Consider the following 16,578-nt stretch of genomic DNA (forward strand, 5'->3'; position numbering starts at 1 on the left):
AAGGTTACCCGTTTTTGTGAAATCAATAGGTATAATAAAGCCTGCTATGAGCAGGCTAAATCTACGGGTTTAAATTCTTCAACTTTTTGCTTCACATAAGACTCATGCCAGTAGACATCTTTCTTATTTACTCGAACCGGTTGTTCAATCTCACCCAATTTGACTTTATTGTAAAACTTATCCTTTTTAATTGAAAGAAGCTGCATAAATTCTCTTGCTCTTACGCGACGATCAATCTCCATCAAGACACCTCCTTCAAACTACGCTTCACAGCCGCTGGCAACCCATCTGCCGCAGCCAATTTTTCATCTATAAGCTTGTATAACAATGTGACCAATTCCGCCGGCAATGTTGCCGTATAAAACATTCCGGATACATGCCGTGGCGCCAGATCTTCGCGGAATTCTTCTAAAAGTTCGATTTCAGCAGGGGATAGGTTGGTCATTGGCTTAACTCCAATTCCTTAAGTTTTAGTTCGGAAAGAAGGAAAATAATTTCTCCATTTTCAGAATTACGAACTTTTGAATACACCCTATTAGAGTGAAGCAACACCTTGCGTTTAACCATCAGTAGGTTTTCTATGTTTGTATCTTTAGAATTTCCATTTTTGAAAATAATTTGATGGTCTTTAGGAATCTGGCCATTATGCTGCTCCCAAATATATCGGCTTTTAAATACCCAACCTTCTAATGTTTTAATCAAAATATACCCATCTGGACCTACAATCTCATAGCCTATTGGTTTCGCATGAGGACAAGGTCCATTCTTTTTACCTTTATTTAAAGGTATTCGGCCTTTTGGGAAATGGCCTGTTCTTCCTGTATGTATGCCATTTCTATTGCAGTAAAGTTTGATGCTATTCACAGACTTATTTTCAGAAAACCTTTCATTAAATGCTCGCGTTTGGTCTCGTCTTGTTAGATGAGTCGTGTTTTGTAAAAACAATCTTTGCTCTGATGTAATTGTTGAAATCATTTTTTACCTTCAATTTCTAAATAAGATCCAGGTATTACAGCGGGTTTTTGTTCTTCTCCCATACCTTTATAGGTGGCTACCAATGCAACAGCTTTTAACTGCGTATCATGAGCTTTAATAATTTGATCACTTACACCTCGTATAGCTTCAGATCGTGCAATTTCGTCTTGAAGGTTTTCTTTATCGGCTTTACCTAATCTGTCTAACTGACTAAAAAGGTGGGTCCTTAAATCACTTAAACTGCTCATAACTTCACCTAAACCTTTAATTCGCCGCGTTGTTTTTTAAGTACTTCAATCAATTTTCCAACCGAAAAGTTAATTGATTTTTTGGCGCCATCAGTTGGGAAAAACTGAGCATATTGGCCCATGCCTAACCACATAATTGAGAAAGCGAATATCCTCGCTGATTCCTTATCTTGCTTATTCATCTGCTGCAACATTGGATAAATAACAGCTTTAAAAATTTGTTCAGCAATTTCGTCAGAGGTGCCTTCAAATTGAGTTAAGTTGATTTCTATTTTTTGCTCTAAAGTTTCCATCATGCCATCCAACTATTCACAAATTCTTGAATACAATCCTCAATCCCATACAGGTTGATATTGCGATAACTTTTAACCCGCCCGTTGTGCTGAATAATCAGCACACGGGTAATTGATGAATATTGATAACTCATGAAGCCACCTCACTGCCTTGTGATTCCAGCTCGGCGCGGCGCTTGTTTAAAGCCTTGGTTAATAGCGGCTGTATACCGACATGCCTGCCGGAAATTTCAATTTCCAAGCAATCTAAGGTGGTCAAATCTGCAGCTGTTTCGATTTGGCTCAGAATGAGCGGCGGCTTTTCTTCATTTCCGGCATTCGTTGATTCAAGTTCATTTAAGCGCTTATGAATTGCATCAAGCAGGGGCTTACGCTGCGTTTCACTCCAAGATTTGGTATAACCAGTCAGGGCAGTGGCCTCTGCTGGCAATGCCGCATTGGCTGCGCGCTGCAGTAGATCGTTAAGAAGTTTCTGATATTCAAGTTCAGCTTCATCAGCTAACTTATTATCAGTAACTAACTTTTCTGCTTCAATCTGCAGACGCTGAAGTTCTTCAACACTTAATTCTTCTGGCTCAGGATTAGATGCATATTGCTCAGGATCAAGTTCAAGCAATTTAGCTTCAGTCAGTCTGCACAAGTGCTGCTGATCTTCACGCTCAAGATGACCGTTTGCAAAAAATACTGGGCGCAGCCCCAGAACAGCTTCAGTAGAAGTGCATGCATTAATCCTCGCCGTGAATTCTTCAATGATTTGTACGGGATCAGTTTTGATCTCAGCTACATCTTCAATAGAGAAAGCGGTTCGGGCTGCAGGCTTGGTTTCAGTTGGCGCTGCGGCATCATTCAAAGTTGCACCTTGAATGTTCACTGGATCTACTGTTTTAGTTTTGCGCGGACGTTTCTTTGGCTTATCGTTAAACCCGTCCTTTACTTCGATTTCAGTGATCATATTGCCAAAGGTTTTGCCGAACGCCTGAAGCTGGAGTTTTGCATTATCAATATCAAGTTGAGCAAAGCCATTAGCCACGCTTAAGCAAATATCACCATGCTCATGATCATATGTAGTGCGCAAAATGCATGTTGGCATGACAATAAAAATTTCTTGCCCAGTTTCCAAATCATGTGGCTCTGCTGGCTTTGTAAATTGAATCCCAGCCAAGGTCAGCATTTCTCGCTTAATACAAAATTCATAATCAGGCAGCGCAAAGATAGTCGCAGGGAATTGATCAAGATCATCAAAATCTACCGTTTGGCCTGCCAGACGGCACAATACTTGTTTGCCAGCCATCATTGCATTAAAAGCTTCGGTACCTGAAAGAATAGGGTTCATTGTTATATTCTCCATGTGTATCTAACCCTAGGAGCTAGATACACAAATTTGTTATTTATTAGTATGGAAGACCGTTGTCATAACCCTGATCCAAGATCGGAGGCACATCATCGTAATGCCCATTAAATCCACCTTGGTTGTAACCATTGTTTTGATTAAAACCCTGGTTATTGTTGTTATATCCACCACCATTGTTTTGTTGGTAGCCGCCATTGTTGTTTTTAGGCTTGCGCGTAGTGATGGGATTTGACATGAGTGAAGCAAGTGATTTTGGCAGTGCCTCTGGTGTTGTTTTGCGATCCAAAACCTCTTTAGCCATAAGTTCGCTTTGGGCCTGAAAGCATGAGAAGAAATTCATTTGATATTTCCAATCACCATTATCATTTTGGTAATTTTCGCGCTGTAACAATAGGCCCACACGTTTTCCCGCAACCTCAGGTGCAACCACACAATTTTTCATAACATGGCCTTTAGCCGCATGATCGTACTTTTCAAGTTGCTGACCCGTTGGGGTTAAGCCTTTGGCACCCACACAAGCAAGAAGGGCATTAATTTTATGAACTCCGCCAAGTGCTGTACCATCAGATTTTTCAGTCCAAATTGTCATAGAGGCTGATTGCTTTAAATCAGTTTCAAATTCAATTTCAAAGCCTGTTGTGCCGGTATTGGCGGTCACAAATTCCATGTGTTTAATCACACCAACGTATTTGCCAGGCTCTTCGATACGTGCGCTGCTGTCCGCTTGTTTTGCTGATTCAGGGTTAAAGCCAAATTGTTTGTATTGCTGAGTCATAGTGATGCTCCAAAAAATTAATAGGGTTTAAGCTGTTTGCTGCTGTTGGTTTTGTGGCTTAATTTGTGGGTTTGGAATGCCGTAAAATTCACAAATAGCCACATCCACTTCATTTAAATCGTTGTCAATGTGATCTTCACTAAAGAGGCCCATTGGGGCTTTGACTGTTGATGTGCCGTTATTTTTGGTCTGGAAAACATATTGATCATTGATCACGGAGGTCTGCAGGCAAATTGTGACCATGCCCTCAAGAGTGATTTTTTCGTCCAGCATTTTCCCAATGGTTTTAATTTTGGTTTTACCTTGGTTGTCTTCCTCTGTGTGGCTTAGGATGTAAACCCGCTTGTGGTCATGAGCGCCAATGGCCCCATTAAAAACATCCCATGCGTTGCGCCCGATTTCAGTGAACTTGTCAAAGCTTCTCTCTGCACTTCGACGCATAAATTCATTCGCCATCACATACTGGAAGTCATCAATAATGATGATTGGGCGCTTAGAGCCATTAATCACATTGATGATAAATTGCGGGTTATCTGACACCAGAACAGAACCTTGCTTGTTCTCTGGTGTTATGTATGTCCAATCAGCAGAGCGGAATGGCAACGGTTTTTTGATTACCTGAATTAGCAATACATGCTGGGGATTCAGGTTGCGTAAACTGGTAGATTTGCCAGTGCCTGACTGGCCTAAAATTAAGGTTGCAATACTCATTATTCATTACTCACAATTCATTATTGGTTTTAAGCTGCATCAATCACTTAAACGACGTGCCAGAGGCATCGGTATTGTGTTTTGCAATCTTGTACTGCTCACATTCATGGCGTGAGTTCCAGCGCGTAAAGCTGCGGTGACGGGTCACACGGTCCAACTTGCGCTGCGGGTTCACGACACTTTTAACTGCAGTTTGAAATGGCAGAGAATTGACCAGATCTGCTGGAGCGGCTCTATGCATGCCGTTTTCAACTACCACTACGCAATTTATCCAGGAGAAAACCGGGGCATTCTTTTCAAATACGTTGCGGTCGAAGCCTTTGGAAAAGTCTGCAGAAACCTTAATGATGTATTCGGCACCATTCACATCCACCTTATAGCCATGGTTTACGCGGCAGATGAAGCGGGCAGTGATCTTCTGAGCGCCCAGCACTTCATTCACATTGCGGCGGATCCAAGACTTTGCTGAGAGTGTGGCTTCATCTACGCGGTTGAGTTCGCCAGTAGCAGTCAGTTTGTAAATGACATTGTCTTTTACGCAATAAGTTTCATGAGCCATGAAAATGCGGTGGAAGCCGGCATCATCAATACCTAAATCTTCGCGGAATGGTTTTTTATTAGAATTCATTAAGCAGCCTCCAGCAGTTTGTATTGGAGCATGTGAGCCACCAGCATTTGGTTGATGCTGAGATGGTCATTGAAGTCTGTAAAGTCGCGGATTGGATAGCCAGATGTATCCATGACTTTGTCTACAGATAGATTTGTGATTTCGGCATTGGTGAATTCGCTGCCGGGTACGCCGTATGAGTCATCGATGCGTTCGAAGTCGAAGCTGACGTCTAGGGTAAAGCCGTCTAAGCGGACAACTGCAGTGCCTGAATTGGCTGTGTTGAATTGCATAGCCGCAACCGCTTCATAAATGGGGGTGATATGAGCCTGTGGCATTGCTTGTTCAGGGCTATATGCGAATGCAATTGCACCGATAGTTAAGCTGGCCGCCACAGCAGTTACAGCAAAACTATTGAAAGGATTTAAGGTTTTAGTCATAATTGCCTCGTTGTGTTCAATTAGCCCCGCGTCCTGTCAGATTTCGGGGCTTTTTGTTGTTTGCGAGGTTTATGGTAAACATAGTGTTTACATCAGTCAAGAAGAAAAATAAACAAATGTGTACTATTGTGTTTTCCGCAAACTAAACAAAACAAAAAAAAGACCACTAAAAAGTGGTCTTTTAAAAAACAAGGTGTTTATGGCAGAGGATTTTGAACATTGAATGCATAAGCTACAACACAAAAATCCTGATCCATTATGTCTTCTGCAGTCAATATTTCTTCAGGGTACTCATCTTTATTAGCACTAACGATGCGTACACCACCTTTTGGCATGCGATATAGATACTTAAACTTAAATAGCCCGCCATGATTGATAGCGTAAATTTTCCCATCAATTATATTTGTGCGCCCAACGTCAACATATACGGTTGCGCCATTATTAATAATTGGTGTCATTGAGTCGCCAAACGCCGTGAGTGCATAAGCGTTATTGCTTTCTACACCATATTGACGCAAGGTCGACTTACTCAACCTTAGTTTGCGTGTTTCATTTCCAATAATTTCAACAAGTGACCCAGATCCACAAGACACAAGAGTCTCTTTATAAAAAGGAATTTCCACCTCATCATCATCAATAGGTGTATCTCCATCCCACTCAGACACTTTAGTAACACTGGTATTAAATTTTTCTCCTTCACCTGAAAGAATCCAATTAGCTGAAACACCAAAACTAGCTGCTGCTTTAAGCGCACCCGCTTTAGATACTCCACGCTTCTTCCAATTTGTAATTGTTTGTGGAGATTCATCCATAGCCTTAGCAGTTTCTTCTTGTGTTAATCCGCTGGCTTCTAGCAACCGTATCACGGAATCATGCGGTGCATTTTCAGGTTTCATTTCAACATCCATTGATTCAGTAAACATTTATTTCTCATTATCTATAAAAGTAAACATTTTGTGTTAAACAAATGATTTGACTCTAGTAAACACACCGTTTACTATGTTTTAAACAAATGTTTATTAGGGGCTAATATGTCAATCAAAGCTGACAAAGAAACTCTTTTGAAGCTTGGTGGCTCAACGAAAGTGGCTGAGCTGCTTGGTTATAAAGATAAGCAACGAGTACAGAACTGGATGACGCGTGGGATACCAGCAAAGGTAAAACTTCAGTATCCACACTTATTCTTAAGTCCAAATACCCAAAACGAAAGTGCTGCTTAAGGAAAACCATGAGCAAAGTATCAATTGAATTACCTGCAAGCGCCATCAATGACGCATCGCTCATATTGAGAGCGCTCAACTCAAGCAATCAAAGCAAAGTTGCTGAACAATTGGGAGTGGATGCAAGTACGCTTTCACGCATGAAAAATGACAAGAAATCCAATGACTTGACAGACATTGAGCTTTTAAGCGGATTATTGAGCGTTATTGGACTAAAGGTTGTGAACGCTAATGATGTGTATTGCTCGCCTGAAGTGGCAGAGGCTACACGGGTATTTCTTAGTAATTCTTTTAGTTCGCCCGACTACATGCGCATCTTATTTAAATAAAAAAAGCCTGAGGTCAGAACTCAGGCTTTTAGCAATTCGAATCTTGAGGGATTGAATATGAGTACAAATTTAACACAACAACCTACAAATGACAATTCCGACTTTTTAGCCGGTGATGTTGTTGTTTTTGTTGATGTCTTGAAACCAGATGATCTGATGACTGTGCATAAAGTGCAGGGGAATAGTGTGCTGCTGGATGGGAACAGAAACTTTGCTTTGAATCATTTGATTCGATCAGCAAGTGTTGCTGAGCTTAACGCTAAGCGTCGTTTAACACTTGCTGAGCAAAGTTTGGGAGAGGTGTCATGAAGTCAACACAATCTCAAATGCCAATTGAAACAGCAATACCATTGCTTGAGCCTGTGCGTATCTACACAGCAAAAGAATTAGCTGCAATGCTTTTATCAAAAATGAACGAGGCCATTGAAGCGCAAGAAGCATATTTTGTACTGGAACATACGTCCAAAATGGGGGGGGCTGGCCATTGCCATCCGCCGGCAAATGCAAGATGGCACCAGGCTATTTCAGGTCAAAGAGAAATCGCGCACACGTTACAAAATCAACAACGAATTTGTCGAGCCGAGAATAATTCGCCAGTTGGAAAAGCGCGGCTTAGTCAAATTGGGTGGAGAGTCAAAATGAACCAATTATTCGTTCTCAAGCTCTTCCTGAACTTGTTCATAGTATTGCTTTTGGAGTCTAAGAAGCTCAGATACAACAAGATCAATATCTTCTGGAAGTATTGTAATTATAACATCCTTACTCTTACCAGACTCAAGATCCTCAACATCTGGGTGCATTATCGAAATGGTGTTGTTGTTATTTATAAAAATATCCAAAGCTTCACGTTTTTTAAGAAGAGTCATTTTATTGGTTTCCTGGTTGATTTTGATCAATTTACAGACCTCGATAGCCCCTTGCAAGCCCCTTTAAAGGAGGTAATCTCTCATGCGTGATTATGCAAAAGTTTCACCTCATTTTTGGGTGGGTAAAACAGGAAAGCAGCTAAAAAAGAATCCTGAAGCATTAATGGTTTCTCTTTACTTAATCACGAATCCTCATGCCAATATGCTTGGGTTGTACTACATGCCAACTATGTATATTGCCCATGAAACTGGACTCACCCTGGAAGGGGCTTTGAAGGGGCTACAAAGTGCCTGTGAAGCTGGGTTTTGTGCTTACGATCAAGACTCAGAGGTTGTTTGGGTGTATGAAATGGCACGCTTTCAAGTGGCTGAAGAGTTAAAGCCTGCAGATAACCGCTGCAAGGGTGTTCAAAAGGACTATGATTCATTACCTGATAATCCTTTTTTATCAGCATTTTACGATAAATATTCTCATGCATTTTGTATGTCAAATAAGCGTGGTCCAATTACGAGCAATACAAGCCCCTCTGAAGCCCCTTGTGACCCCCTCCGAAGCCAAGAACAAGAACAAGAGCAGGAACAAGAGCAAGAACAGAATTGTAGTAGTAAATCGTGTGAGGAAAATTTTCCATTGCCAGCAATTCAGTTTTCACAATACAAACCTGAGGACCATAAGCGATATTCAATTCTCGAATGCGTAAATCAATACCCGTTGCAGAATGATTTCATCACTTTAGGAAAACAAAGATTTTCTGAAATCGAAGATCAAGATTTGATTTCTATGTTTACAAATTTTGGTGATTTCTTTTGCGCCAAAGGCAATGAAGCTAGAAACACGCCTAGTCTCTGGTTGGTGAAATGGTTTGCCTGGATTCAGAATAACAAGGACGAAGCACGCCGTAAGCGTGAATCAAAACATACCCCTCAAAAACAAAAAAATTATTCAAATGCGGGTAGCCGAACTCATAACGAAGTTGGTGAATGGATGAGTGAAATTTGCAATGAAAACTCTGCTCCATCGATCCGTGATGTTCACGAAGTGGAGGGCACTAAATATGCGTAATGAATTAGCTCAACACCAACAACCACATATTGTGCAGCAATTCTGTGAACAAGATGCGCGTAAGCTGGTTGAAGATATGCTTCTTATGTATGGTAAAAAATTCACAGATCAGTGGTCAGGTCTGAAAAAAGGGCAAGTGATTGAGAAGCTTGTCGAAAAATTATCTGATTTAACTTATGAGCAATTTCTTCGCGGGCTTAAACGATTAGACACAGCGGAATGGCCGCCATCAATTCCTGAATTCAAGAAGTGGTGTTTGGGTGGTTATGAATACCAAAGCTGTGATGAAGCTTGGTTGCAGGCGCTTATGTATGAAAAAAATAACCGCTCTCATGAAATAAATAAGTTTGCCAAGCAAGCATTTGATGAGGTGATTAAACCATATAGCTATCTTGGTTCATCCGATACGATCTATAAAGTTTTTTGCAGTGTTTATAAGCGCATTATCACCGAAGCTAAAGAGCGTAATGAGGCGGATGACGTCTACGAAGCGGTACTTCAAGTAGTCACTAATGACCAAGAACCCAATCGGGTTTGTGTTGCCAATGGGGAAGCACAGAAGCACCTTGAAGAACTCAAGAAAAAGCTAAATGTAAAAAATCGCACGGCTTCAAAGCCTCAAAAGCTGCAACCCCAAAAACAAAAGCCAGTCGATAACTATTGGCCAGATCCGTTTGATAATCCAGATGAATATCGCGCTATGACTTCGAATGGCTTCAACCGCATATTAGGGGGTGGGGCGTGAACATGTCATTTCTTCCCCATGAATTAATCGTTGATAACTTTGCCGGCGGCGGAGGCACCAGCACGGGTCTTGAGCAGGCATTTGGGCGCCCAGTTGATATCGCAATCAACCATGATCCTAAAGCACTCGCAATGCATCGCATAAACCATCCAGAAACTAAGCATTACTGCGAAAGCGTTTGGGATATCGATCCAATTGAAGTCACCGGCAATCAGCCTGTCGGTCTTGTATGGTTATCACCAGATTGTAAGCATTTCTCTAAAGCGAAAGGCGGTAAACCTTTAGATAAAAAAATCCGTGGTTTAGCCTGGGTTGGGTTGAGATGGGCTGCAAAAACCCGACCGCGCGTCATCATGCTTGAAAATGTTGTTGAGTTTCAGACATGGGGACCATTACGAAGGGGCAAACCAGTTAAGTCTAAAGTGGGCCAAACATATCGAAAATGGCTTAAGCAGCTTACAGAACTGGGTTATGAAGTTGAGACTAAGACTCTAAGAGCCTGTAATTTTGGTGCACCTACAATCAGAGAGCGCTTTTTCTTAATAGCGCGCAGGGATGGGTTAAAAATTCAATGGCCCGATATGACTCATGCGGATCCAGTGTTGATTGATGCTAAAAATGGGAAGCTAAAACCTTGGCGTACAGCTGCAGAGTGCATTGATTGGAGTATTGAGTGTCCGAGTATTTTTAATCGAAGCAGACCATTAAAGCCGGCAACTATGACTCGAATTGCTAAAGGCTTGGATAAGTTTGTAATAAATTCTGAAAATCCTTTTATCGTTCCTTTAACGCCAAAAGCGGATTCAGAATCTGACTTGGTTGCACCAGTAATGACTGAATGTGCAAATGCTTCCAGCCCACGATCGATGCCAGCTGATTCACCTTTGCGAACGATCTGCGCACAAGTCAAAGGTGGCCATCATGCAATCATTGTCAGTTACTTATCAAAATTAAGAAATAACTGTATTGGGCAGGGGGTAGATGAGCCTTTGCATACCATTACCAGCAGCGGCGGGCATTTTGCTGAAGTAAGAGCATTTTTGATTGCTTATTACGGAAATGAGAAGGATGGCAATTCATTAACTGAGCCTTTGCGGACAATCCCGACCCGCGACCGTTTTGGGCTTGTGACAGTTAATCATCAGCAATACCAAATTACTGATATTGGCTTCCGCATGCTGCAACCTGTCGAGTTATTTAAAGCGCAAGGGTTTCCGGATTCATATGTGTATGACCGTGGCATCGATGACCACGGAAATGAAATCAGACTGACTAAGACTGAGCAAAACAGAATGGTTGGAAATTCTGTAAGTCCATACATGTCGCGTGCATTGGTTGAAGCCAATTTCAAACACGAACTTGCTTATCGAGGTGCGGCATGATTTTCAAAACACCTAAATCAGACCGTGACCGCGCCAGAAATTCTTTTGAGAAGCGGCTAGATGTTTTGGTTTTCATTGTGCATGCAGGTTGTGAAATTACAGTAACTGATGTTTTGGATTCAGTTTTAGAAACAACGCGCATGACAGCAAGAGCCTGTCTAAATGATTTGGTGAGTTGCGGGTATTTGGAGAAAACCACGATCTACAAATTTAAAGCTACAGAAAAAGCAAAACAGTTATTTGGGGTGAAGGGATGAGTGAACACGAGCAATGGTTTAAAAGCCTAAATGAAAATGGGAAAACTATTTATTTCCTTGGTAATGAACACAAGGTCTCCAAAATGGCTTGGGATTTTCAGCAAGTCAAGATGGATGAGCTGCAGAGAATTAATGCAAAGAATCAAAACACACTAAGCCATTTGGAACATGAATATCAGAAGGCAGTTGTTCAGCTGAATGAGGTTTTAGGAGTTATTAATGAAGCAAAGGATGGTTGTTACGGATTCTCTAGTGAGGGTGGTGACACAGACAATCTTGTGAAAGATTTAGAAAAGATTATGCGAGGTGACAGTGTCAAGCATCCCACTCGCTGAGTATCACAAACAATTTGCGCCCAAGACTAAAACCAAGTCAGGGCGCTCTAAATACAACGCACAGCGCATTGAAAAGGACGGAATGAAGTTCGATAGCGTCAAAGAATACAAGCGCTACATCGAGCTTACAGCGTTAATGCAGCGGGGTGAAATTTCAGAGCTTAAGTGTCAGGTCAAATTTGTTCTGGCGCCCAAAGTGAAACTGGAGGGGGAGAAAAGGGCAAAACCTGAATTGAGATACTTCGCGGATTTCACATACCTGAGCAATGGGAAGCTGATTGTTGAGGATGTGAAGTCGGCGATAACGCGGAAGTTGGCGAGTTATCGCAATAAGAAACACTTGATGAAAACAGTACACGACATCGATATTAAAGAAGTTTGAGGGCAGGGTATGAATGCAGTTGCAGCAGAGAAATTTGAACACTTTGAATGGCTAACAAAGGGCATTACAGCCAAGTCGCCACAATTTGGTGACGAAGGTCATAGTACTGGGGAGAAGCCAATTGATTATCAAGATCGGCTTGGAGTAATTGCGGCGATGAATAGCCAGCTGGCGAAGTCGATCACTTCAATCATCATCTTTGGTGAAGCATCTAAAGGTGATTATGAGTTTGTGCGCAATCATTTAGCTAAAATCATGATGAATGCAGCGCATCAAGACAAGAAGCGTGAACCTGAGCATGTTGCGATTTACCACTTGTCATGGCTGGTGGCACGCATGGTTATGGATTTTGCGGTAAATCCTGAGCTTGAAGGCTTCTATACTGCTGCAGGCCGGCTGCATTATGCGGGGATTAAATCGCACCAAATGACATTGAATGCGTACCGTTTTACATGGAAGCCTTATGAAAACCTAATGGTGATTGCTTTAGAGATGGCAATCAAAGAGGCATCAGAGGCTATTGAAAAATATCGAAAAAATACTTTCAAGGAATTAAGAGCTTAGGGGCTATCATTATTCTGATAACTAGGATATAGTTTCACTATACTGGTCGTATTACGGTTTATCCGAGACCAAACAAGTTTAGTGTGTGTCTATGTTGGCTTTCTTGGCTTGACAGTCGGTCTCATAGACATGCCTTCAGAACTAACAATACGCTATATTCTTAGAGCCCTACTGCAATACGCATCACTTCTATCAACGATAGAATATATTGTCATTAAATTGCAGCTTCTTCATGAATTAAAAGGTAGTACAAGTATGAAAAATTTTTTAACCCGTGGTTACAACTGGCTAATGCGGCAGTAGGGCTCTAAGATGCAAAAATAGGACTGTAGGATTTATCTAAAAGAACCAGTTGGCGGTTCGAACCCGCCTGTCGCACCATTTTCTTAAAAAGCTCATCATTTGATGGGCTTTTTTTATAGTACATCATCATACTTTGAATTTCGTAAAATAATCTGAACCTAAATTGACATTTGCACCTAATATGCTACTTTTGCTTCAACTCTTTGTTTCAAGCAATTTCAAATTGAAATGGTATCGAACAAAGTGTTTTTATATATTAAAAACATTCAGGAATAGAATTTTTTTATTCCGTTTGTTGAGGAGCTAAAAATGTCTAACACTACTCCAGTTAAATTAGTAACTGCCTTAGATGTTGCTAACTATATATTATGGCTCGATGATCGATTTGAAGGTAGCGAGGGAATAACACCTTTAAAGCTCCAAAAGTTAGTTTACTATTGTCAAGGTTTTCATCTTGCAATGTTTGATCAGAATTTATTTAATGAAGAAATTCAAGCTTGGCTCCATGGACCTGTTGTAGAGGATCTGTATCATTATTTTAAAAAAGCTGGAGATAACATTGTTGAACCACCTGCTGATATCAATTTAGATTTGTTCACACGTGAGCAGTTTGAACTTTTAGATGAAGTTATTGAGTCATATGGCCAATTTTCTGCTTGGCGTCTTAGAAATATGACGCATGAAGAATCCCCGTGGAAAAATGCTTATGTTGCAGGGAAAAATAAACCTATTTCCTTAAATGATATGAAAAATTATTTTAAGACGCAGTTGGAATCATAGGTTAGGTGGTTAATTGTGAAGGGAAAATTAAAAAAACCAGTAGCCCAATCAACGAAAAATATTATTTCGCCTTCTACAGATGTACCAATTAAGGATGAGGGTTATATTGTTTTTTCATTAAGATACATTCAGAAAAACTATTGTTTTTCTGAATGTCAACCAGATGAAAAGCAAGCATTAGCAGAGTCACTTTTTAAAAGGCGTGATATGACATGGTTATCAATTGCCAAGGAGCCAAAACACGGGTTGGGGTTTGAGAAAATAAACAGAAAATCCCTAAATGTCAAAGTTCCAGAAGGAGTGCCTGATGATGCAAATATTTTAGCCTTTCGTTTTAAGGGTAAGGCACCAATGGTGGGATATAAAGAAAATAACCTTTTTTATATCTTATGGCTTGATAGAAATTTTTCGGTTTATCCTCATTAGAAACTTATATTTTAAATCATTTCAGAATATATTCTTAACGCTATCTCTAAGTTTAAATAATTCATCAAAGCCCGACTAATAGATCGGGCTTTTTGTAGCCTGAAGTTTGACAACATTATCCTGTAAGTCTACCAGCTTGTAGGACATGCCTTGAGTACACGTCTAGTTGTTTTAGGTAATTCTAGCTAGGGCTTGGCAACCCGATCTTAAAAGAGAATGAAAGCAATTGAAGTTGACCGTGCATGTAAGGTTGATGTGATTGTGAGTAGCGGTAGATCAGTTGCCGAGCTGATTAATATCGAATTACAGGCAAGGATGTGGCAGATCACCACATTCTTTTTATACGCCATTAGCTCAGATGGATGGAGCAGCACCGCTAAAGTAAAGAATATCGGTTCGAATCGGATATAGTGTGTCATACCACATTATGTTGTAATCCTATGGTTTTATAATTCAGTATCAATCTTTATACTAGTTGGTTATTTAATAAAATTGCTGGCATGAAAATGAATGATGGTAAAAAAGAAGATAAAATACTAGGCATTTACTATATGGTTAATCCATTTGATAAAAATCAAAAAGATAGGATTAAAAATTTTATAAAACTAAATGGTATTTGTATTTTTCATCATAATTTTTTAAGTCAATCAATTGGATTGAATGAGGGTGAAAGTGGGAAGTCATTTTTCTCAGCTTTGGTTGATATTTCTAATGTAGCGTTAACATGGCATATTTTTGATGAAATTTCTGCATCTTTAGAGAATAGAGGGCCATTAAAAGAGTTGATTGAAGAGGTAAAATCTAATGTTTTTAATGATGAAAATTTTAATATGGATTTAGAGTGGCCGTATGCATTAGCATTTAAAGATTTGGAATATAGAACTTTTGATCCTGAATTAATGTACACAGACTTCATAAATAGCAGCCTGTTTCAAGATTTTATTGTAGGAACATATAGCGCTTTTGAACATTGGATGACTAAAATTTATGACCACATAAATAATGTCTCTTCTGTTATAGACAGTAGAAAAATGAAAGTCACGAAAATTATCAGCAATAAGAAAAATAAAATAAAAGATGAAGAGGAGAAGGCTGTTATTGAAAGGTGGCTAGAAGAAGTCCAAGATCAAATTTCGGATGAAATTATCAAGAAATTTGGAAATTATGTTTCAGCTAGTGAAAAAATTGACAAAGTTCTTTCAACTGCCAGAAATAAATTCAAGGATAAATTTCAAAATAATAAGGATGGAATTGATCAGATCGAGCAAACAGACATAGATCTTGTAAAATTCTATGCGGCTCAAAGGAATTCAATTCACAATCTGGGAAAACACTCAAAGTCTCTAAATATAAGCTTTTATGGTGTTAAAATTAATGCTGATGAGCCGAGCTATTTTGAAAATAAAAGTGATCATATAAATCTATGTTTGGATCTGGCTATGATATTCATAAAAGTAATAACAATTCTTGAAATTGAACATAATATCCTTCTTGAGAGGGAGGTTACTCAATTATGATGAAGCAATTACTTTCGCCTGGTTTTTTAATGGGCATAATTTTCTGAAGAATAACTTCATCATATTTCTCCTGTTGTTTAGTTCGATGGTTATTAGAGCCACAACTAGCTTGTTATGGCAGTGATGTTTATGAAAATAAGCAAAAATATTTCTTGGTCAGCAAGTTATAAATAGCAAGCTCGCGAGCCTAGCCAATCACTTGGTTAGGCTCTTTCCTTTTTTGGAATTTGTCTTTTAAAGATGAAAATAGGCCACTCAAATGAGTGGCTTTTTTATGGGTGAAATAACATGAATGCAGGCGATTACTTCCAGAAAACCAAAAAGCGCCCACCTAAAACCAAGCCACGTTCTAAACCTCTACCAAAGGCCAAAGAAAAATACTTAGAAGCGGAAGAGGTCTTATTCCAAGAATTAGAAGAGCACCGGATTGGCTATGAACGTAGATTTCAATTTGAATCAACCAAAAATTGGCGATTCGATTTTTATATAGTGAAGTTGAGGCTTCTTATTGAAATCGCCGGCAGCCCATGGTCAGTTGGTCGTGGTGGAAAAAAGATAGCTAATGCATTCTGTAAATATGATTTTGCTGAGGAAATGGGCTATAGGGCGGTGCGTCTCGAACCCCATCAAATTGAATCCGGTTATGCGATTCGCTGGATTCAGAGCCAATTAGAGAGATTAGAAGATGGCACAGATCAGACCATTCCCGCCGACGGACTTGATTGATAGAGCGGAAGAGCAAGAAGCAATTCTGCTTGCGCCCGCCGTAGATTTAAAAGACTGGGTGATTAAAAACTGGCTGACCATTGGTGGTGAACTGCATAACCCAGATCATGACCATATTGCTGAGCTCATTCACGACGATGAAAACTTTTTGGCGTTTGCTTGGGCTTCATCGGCAGCTATGGCTAAAAAACGGATGGTCTTGGGCCAGTGTGAAAAAGTGATGTTTAACCAAGGTGGGTGGAAAAAGGCGCGGCAAGAGCAGCAGATGCGCGACTGGTTCGGC

At 40.1% G+C, this 16,578-nt stretch carries 28 protein-coding genes and 1 pseudogene; 16 read left to right on the forward strand and 13 right to left on the reverse strand.

Annotation, left to right across the window (positions count from 1 at the left end):
• Nucleotides 1-44 precede the first annotated feature (44 nt).
• From JZ784_RS09200 to JZ784_RS09255, 12 genes are all read right to left on the reverse strand, one after another.
• Nucleotides 45-242 (reverse strand): AlpA family phage regulatory protein, encoded by a 198-nt coding sequence (locus JZ784_RS09200; protein ID WP_130148368.1) that lies wholly within the window; start codon nt 240-242, stop codon nt 45-47.
• Complete coding sequence (locus JZ784_RS09205) at nt 242-445, reverse strand: hypothetical protein (protein ID WP_346314646.1); 204 nt, start codon at nt 443-445, stop codon at nt 242-244. The genes JZ784_RS09200 and JZ784_RS09205 overlap by 1 nt, the downstream gene beginning before the upstream one ends.
• The gene (locus JZ784_RS09210) at nt 442-975 is read right to left on the reverse strand and encodes an HNH endonuclease signature motif containing protein (RefSeq protein ID WP_346314647.1); all 534 of its coding nucleotides are present in this window, start codon (nt 973-975) and stop codon (nt 442-444) included. Before JZ784_RS09210 ends, JZ784_RS09205 begins: the two co-directional genes overlap by 4 nt.
• A complete protein-coding gene (locus JZ784_RS09215) occupies nt 972-1,223 on the reverse strand; it encodes a hypothetical protein (RefSeq protein WP_130145662.1) in 252 nt (83 codons plus the stop codon). The genes JZ784_RS09210 and JZ784_RS09215 overlap by 4 nt, the downstream gene beginning before the upstream one ends.
• A gap of 8 nt (nt 1,224-1,231) precedes the next feature.
• Nucleotides 1,232-1,516, reverse strand: coding sequence for a hypothetical protein (locus JZ784_RS09220; RefSeq protein WP_346314648.1), 285 nt, complete (start codon nt 1,514-1,516; stop codon nt 1,232-1,234).
• A complete protein-coding gene (locus JZ784_RS09225; RefSeq protein WP_346314649.1) occupies nt 1,516-1,650 on the reverse strand; it encodes a hypothetical protein in 135 nt (44 codons plus the stop codon). The genes JZ784_RS09220 and JZ784_RS09225 overlap by 1 nt, the downstream gene beginning before the upstream one ends.
• The gene (locus JZ784_RS09230) at nt 1,647-2,849 is read right to left on the reverse strand and encodes a hypothetical protein (protein WP_346314650.1); all 1,203 of its coding nucleotides are present in this window, start codon (nt 2,847-2,849) and stop codon (nt 1,647-1,649) included. The genes JZ784_RS09225 and JZ784_RS09230 overlap by 4 nt, the downstream gene beginning before the upstream one ends.
• A 58-nt stretch (nt 2,850-2,907) precedes the next feature.
• Nucleotides 2,908-3,642, reverse strand: a complete 735-nt coding sequence (locus JZ784_RS09235; protein ID WP_346314651.1) for a hypothetical protein — start codon at nt 3,640-3,642, stop codon at nt 2,908-2,910.
• A 27-nt stretch (nt 3,643-3,669) separates the two neighbouring features.
• Nucleotides 3,670-4,353 (reverse strand): ATP-binding protein, encoded by a 684-nt coding sequence (locus tag JZ784_RS09240; RefSeq protein ID WP_346314652.1) that lies wholly within the window; start codon nt 4,351-4,353, stop codon nt 3,670-3,672.
• Nucleotides 4,354-4,396: 43 nt separating this feature from the next.
• Complete coding sequence (locus JZ784_RS09245; RefSeq protein WP_346314653.1) at nt 4,397-4,981, reverse strand: hypothetical protein; 585 nt, start codon at nt 4,979-4,981, stop codon at nt 4,397-4,399.
• On the reverse strand, nt 4,981-5,400 hold the full coding sequence (locus tag JZ784_RS09250) for a hypothetical protein (RefSeq protein WP_346314654.1): 420 nt from the start codon (nt 5,398-5,400) through the stop codon (nt 4,981-4,983). Before JZ784_RS09250 ends, JZ784_RS09245 begins: the two co-directional genes overlap by 1 nt.
• 197 nt (nt 5,401-5,597) lie before the next feature.
• Nucleotides 5,598-6,323 (reverse strand): helix-turn-helix transcriptional regulator, encoded by a 726-nt coding sequence (locus tag JZ784_RS09255; protein WP_346314655.1) that lies wholly within the window; start codon nt 6,321-6,323, stop codon nt 5,598-5,600.
• Between the two features lie 108 nt (nt 6,324-6,431).
• On the opposite strand from JZ784_RS09255, the gene JZ784_RS09260 reads away from it, so the two are divergent.
• The 4 genes and pseudogenes from JZ784_RS09260 to JZ784_RS09275 all read left to right on the forward strand — a co-directional run bounded on the left by JZ784_RS09260 (nt 6,432) and on the right by JZ784_RS09275 (nt 7,591).
• A complete protein-coding gene (locus JZ784_RS09260) occupies nt 6,432-6,620 on the forward strand; it encodes a hypothetical protein (protein ID WP_346314656.1) in 189 nt (62 codons plus the stop codon).
• A gap of 8 nt (nt 6,621-6,628) precedes the next feature.
• The gene (locus JZ784_RS09265; RefSeq protein ID WP_346314657.1) at nt 6,629-6,949 is read left to right on the forward strand and encodes an XRE family transcriptional regulator; all 321 of its coding nucleotides are present in this window, start codon (nt 6,629-6,631) and stop codon (nt 6,947-6,949) included.
• 57 nt (nt 6,950-7,006) lie between these two features.
• The gene (locus JZ784_RS09270) at nt 7,007-7,258 is read left to right on the forward strand and encodes a hypothetical protein (RefSeq protein ID WP_346314658.1); all 252 of its coding nucleotides are present in this window, start codon (nt 7,007-7,009) and stop codon (nt 7,256-7,258) included.
• Nucleotides 7,255-7,591 (forward strand): annotated as a pseudogene (locus JZ784_RS09275) (hypothetical protein). Before JZ784_RS09270 ends, JZ784_RS09275 begins: the two are co-directional and overlap by 4 nt.
• 5 nt (nt 7,592-7,596) lie before the next feature.
• On the opposite strand, the gene JZ784_RS09280 reads toward JZ784_RS09275, so the two are convergent.
• Complete coding sequence (locus tag JZ784_RS09280; RefSeq protein ID WP_346314659.1) at nt 7,597-7,815, reverse strand: hypothetical protein; 219 nt, start codon at nt 7,813-7,815, stop codon at nt 7,597-7,599.
• An 82-nt stretch (nt 7,816-7,897) separates the two neighbouring features.
• Here JZ784_RS09280 and JZ784_RS09285 point away from each other — a divergent pair, with 82 nt between their 5' ends.
• From JZ784_RS09285 to JZ784_RS09340, 12 genes are all read left to right on the forward strand, one after another.
• Nucleotides 7,898-8,878, forward strand: coding sequence for a hypothetical protein (locus tag JZ784_RS09285; RefSeq protein ID WP_346314660.1), 981 nt, complete (start codon nt 7,898-7,900; stop codon nt 8,876-8,878).
• On the forward strand, nt 8,871-9,623 hold the full coding sequence (locus JZ784_RS09290) for a hypothetical protein (RefSeq protein ID WP_346314661.1): 753 nt from the start codon (nt 8,871-8,873) through the stop codon (nt 9,621-9,623). Before JZ784_RS09285 ends, JZ784_RS09290 begins: the two co-directional genes overlap by 8 nt.
• 2 nt (nt 9,624-9,625) lie before the next feature.
• On the forward strand, nt 9,626-11,005 hold the full coding sequence (locus JZ784_RS09295; RefSeq protein ID WP_346314662.1) for a DNA cytosine methyltransferase: 1,380 nt from the start codon (nt 9,626-9,628) through the stop codon (nt 11,003-11,005).
• Nucleotides 11,002-11,262 carry a hypothetical protein gene (locus tag JZ784_RS09300; protein WP_346314663.1) on the forward strand — a complete coding sequence of 87 codons (261 nt, stop codon included), beginning with the start codon at nt 11,002-11,004 and terminating at the stop codon, nt 11,260-11,262. The genes JZ784_RS09295 and JZ784_RS09300 overlap by 4 nt, the downstream gene beginning before the upstream one ends.
• Nucleotides 11,259-11,597, forward strand: a complete 339-nt coding sequence (locus JZ784_RS09305) for a hypothetical protein (RefSeq protein WP_346314664.1) — start codon at nt 11,259-11,261, stop codon at nt 11,595-11,597. The genes JZ784_RS09300 and JZ784_RS09305 overlap by 4 nt, the downstream gene beginning before the upstream one ends.
• Entirely contained in the window at nt 11,575-11,979 is a 405-nt protein-coding gene (locus JZ784_RS09310) for a DUF1064 domain-containing protein (RefSeq protein ID WP_346314665.1), read from the forward strand. The genes JZ784_RS09305 and JZ784_RS09310 overlap by 23 nt, the downstream gene beginning before the upstream one ends.
• Before the next feature lie 9 nt (nt 11,980-11,988).
• The gene (locus JZ784_RS09315) at nt 11,989-12,543 is read left to right on the forward strand and encodes a hypothetical protein (RefSeq protein ID WP_346314666.1); all 555 of its coding nucleotides are present in this window, start codon (nt 11,989-11,991) and stop codon (nt 12,541-12,543) included.
• 612 nt (nt 12,544-13,155) lie between these two features.
• Nucleotides 13,156-13,626 (forward strand): type II toxin-antitoxin system antitoxin SocA domain-containing protein, encoded by a 471-nt coding sequence (locus JZ784_RS09320; RefSeq protein ID WP_346314667.1) that lies wholly within the window; start codon nt 13,156-13,158, stop codon nt 13,624-13,626.
• 15 nt (nt 13,627-13,641) lie between these two features.
• Complete coding sequence (locus JZ784_RS09325) at nt 13,642-14,052, forward strand: hypothetical protein (RefSeq protein WP_346314668.1); 411 nt, start codon at nt 13,642-13,644, stop codon at nt 14,050-14,052.
• Between the two features lie 506 nt (nt 14,053-14,558).
• On the forward strand, nt 14,559-15,569 hold the full coding sequence (locus tag JZ784_RS09330) for a hypothetical protein (RefSeq protein ID WP_346314669.1): 1,011 nt from the start codon (nt 14,559-14,561) through the stop codon (nt 15,567-15,569).
• Nucleotides 15,570-15,857: 288 nt separating this feature from the next.
• Nucleotides 15,858-16,295, forward strand: coding sequence for a hypothetical protein (locus JZ784_RS09335; RefSeq protein WP_346314670.1), 438 nt, complete (start codon nt 15,858-15,860; stop codon nt 16,293-16,295).
• Nucleotides 16,255-16,578 (forward strand): putative metallopeptidase (locus JZ784_RS09340; RefSeq protein WP_346314671.1); only part of this gene is annotated, 324 nt, incomplete at its 3' end. The genes JZ784_RS09335 and JZ784_RS09340, both read left to right, overlap by 41 nt.

This window comes from Acinetobacter sp. CWB-B33 (assembly GCF_039655955.1).
GTDB lineage: Bacteria > Pseudomonadota > Gammaproteobacteria > Pseudomonadales > Moraxellaceae > Acinetobacter > Acinetobacter bouvetii.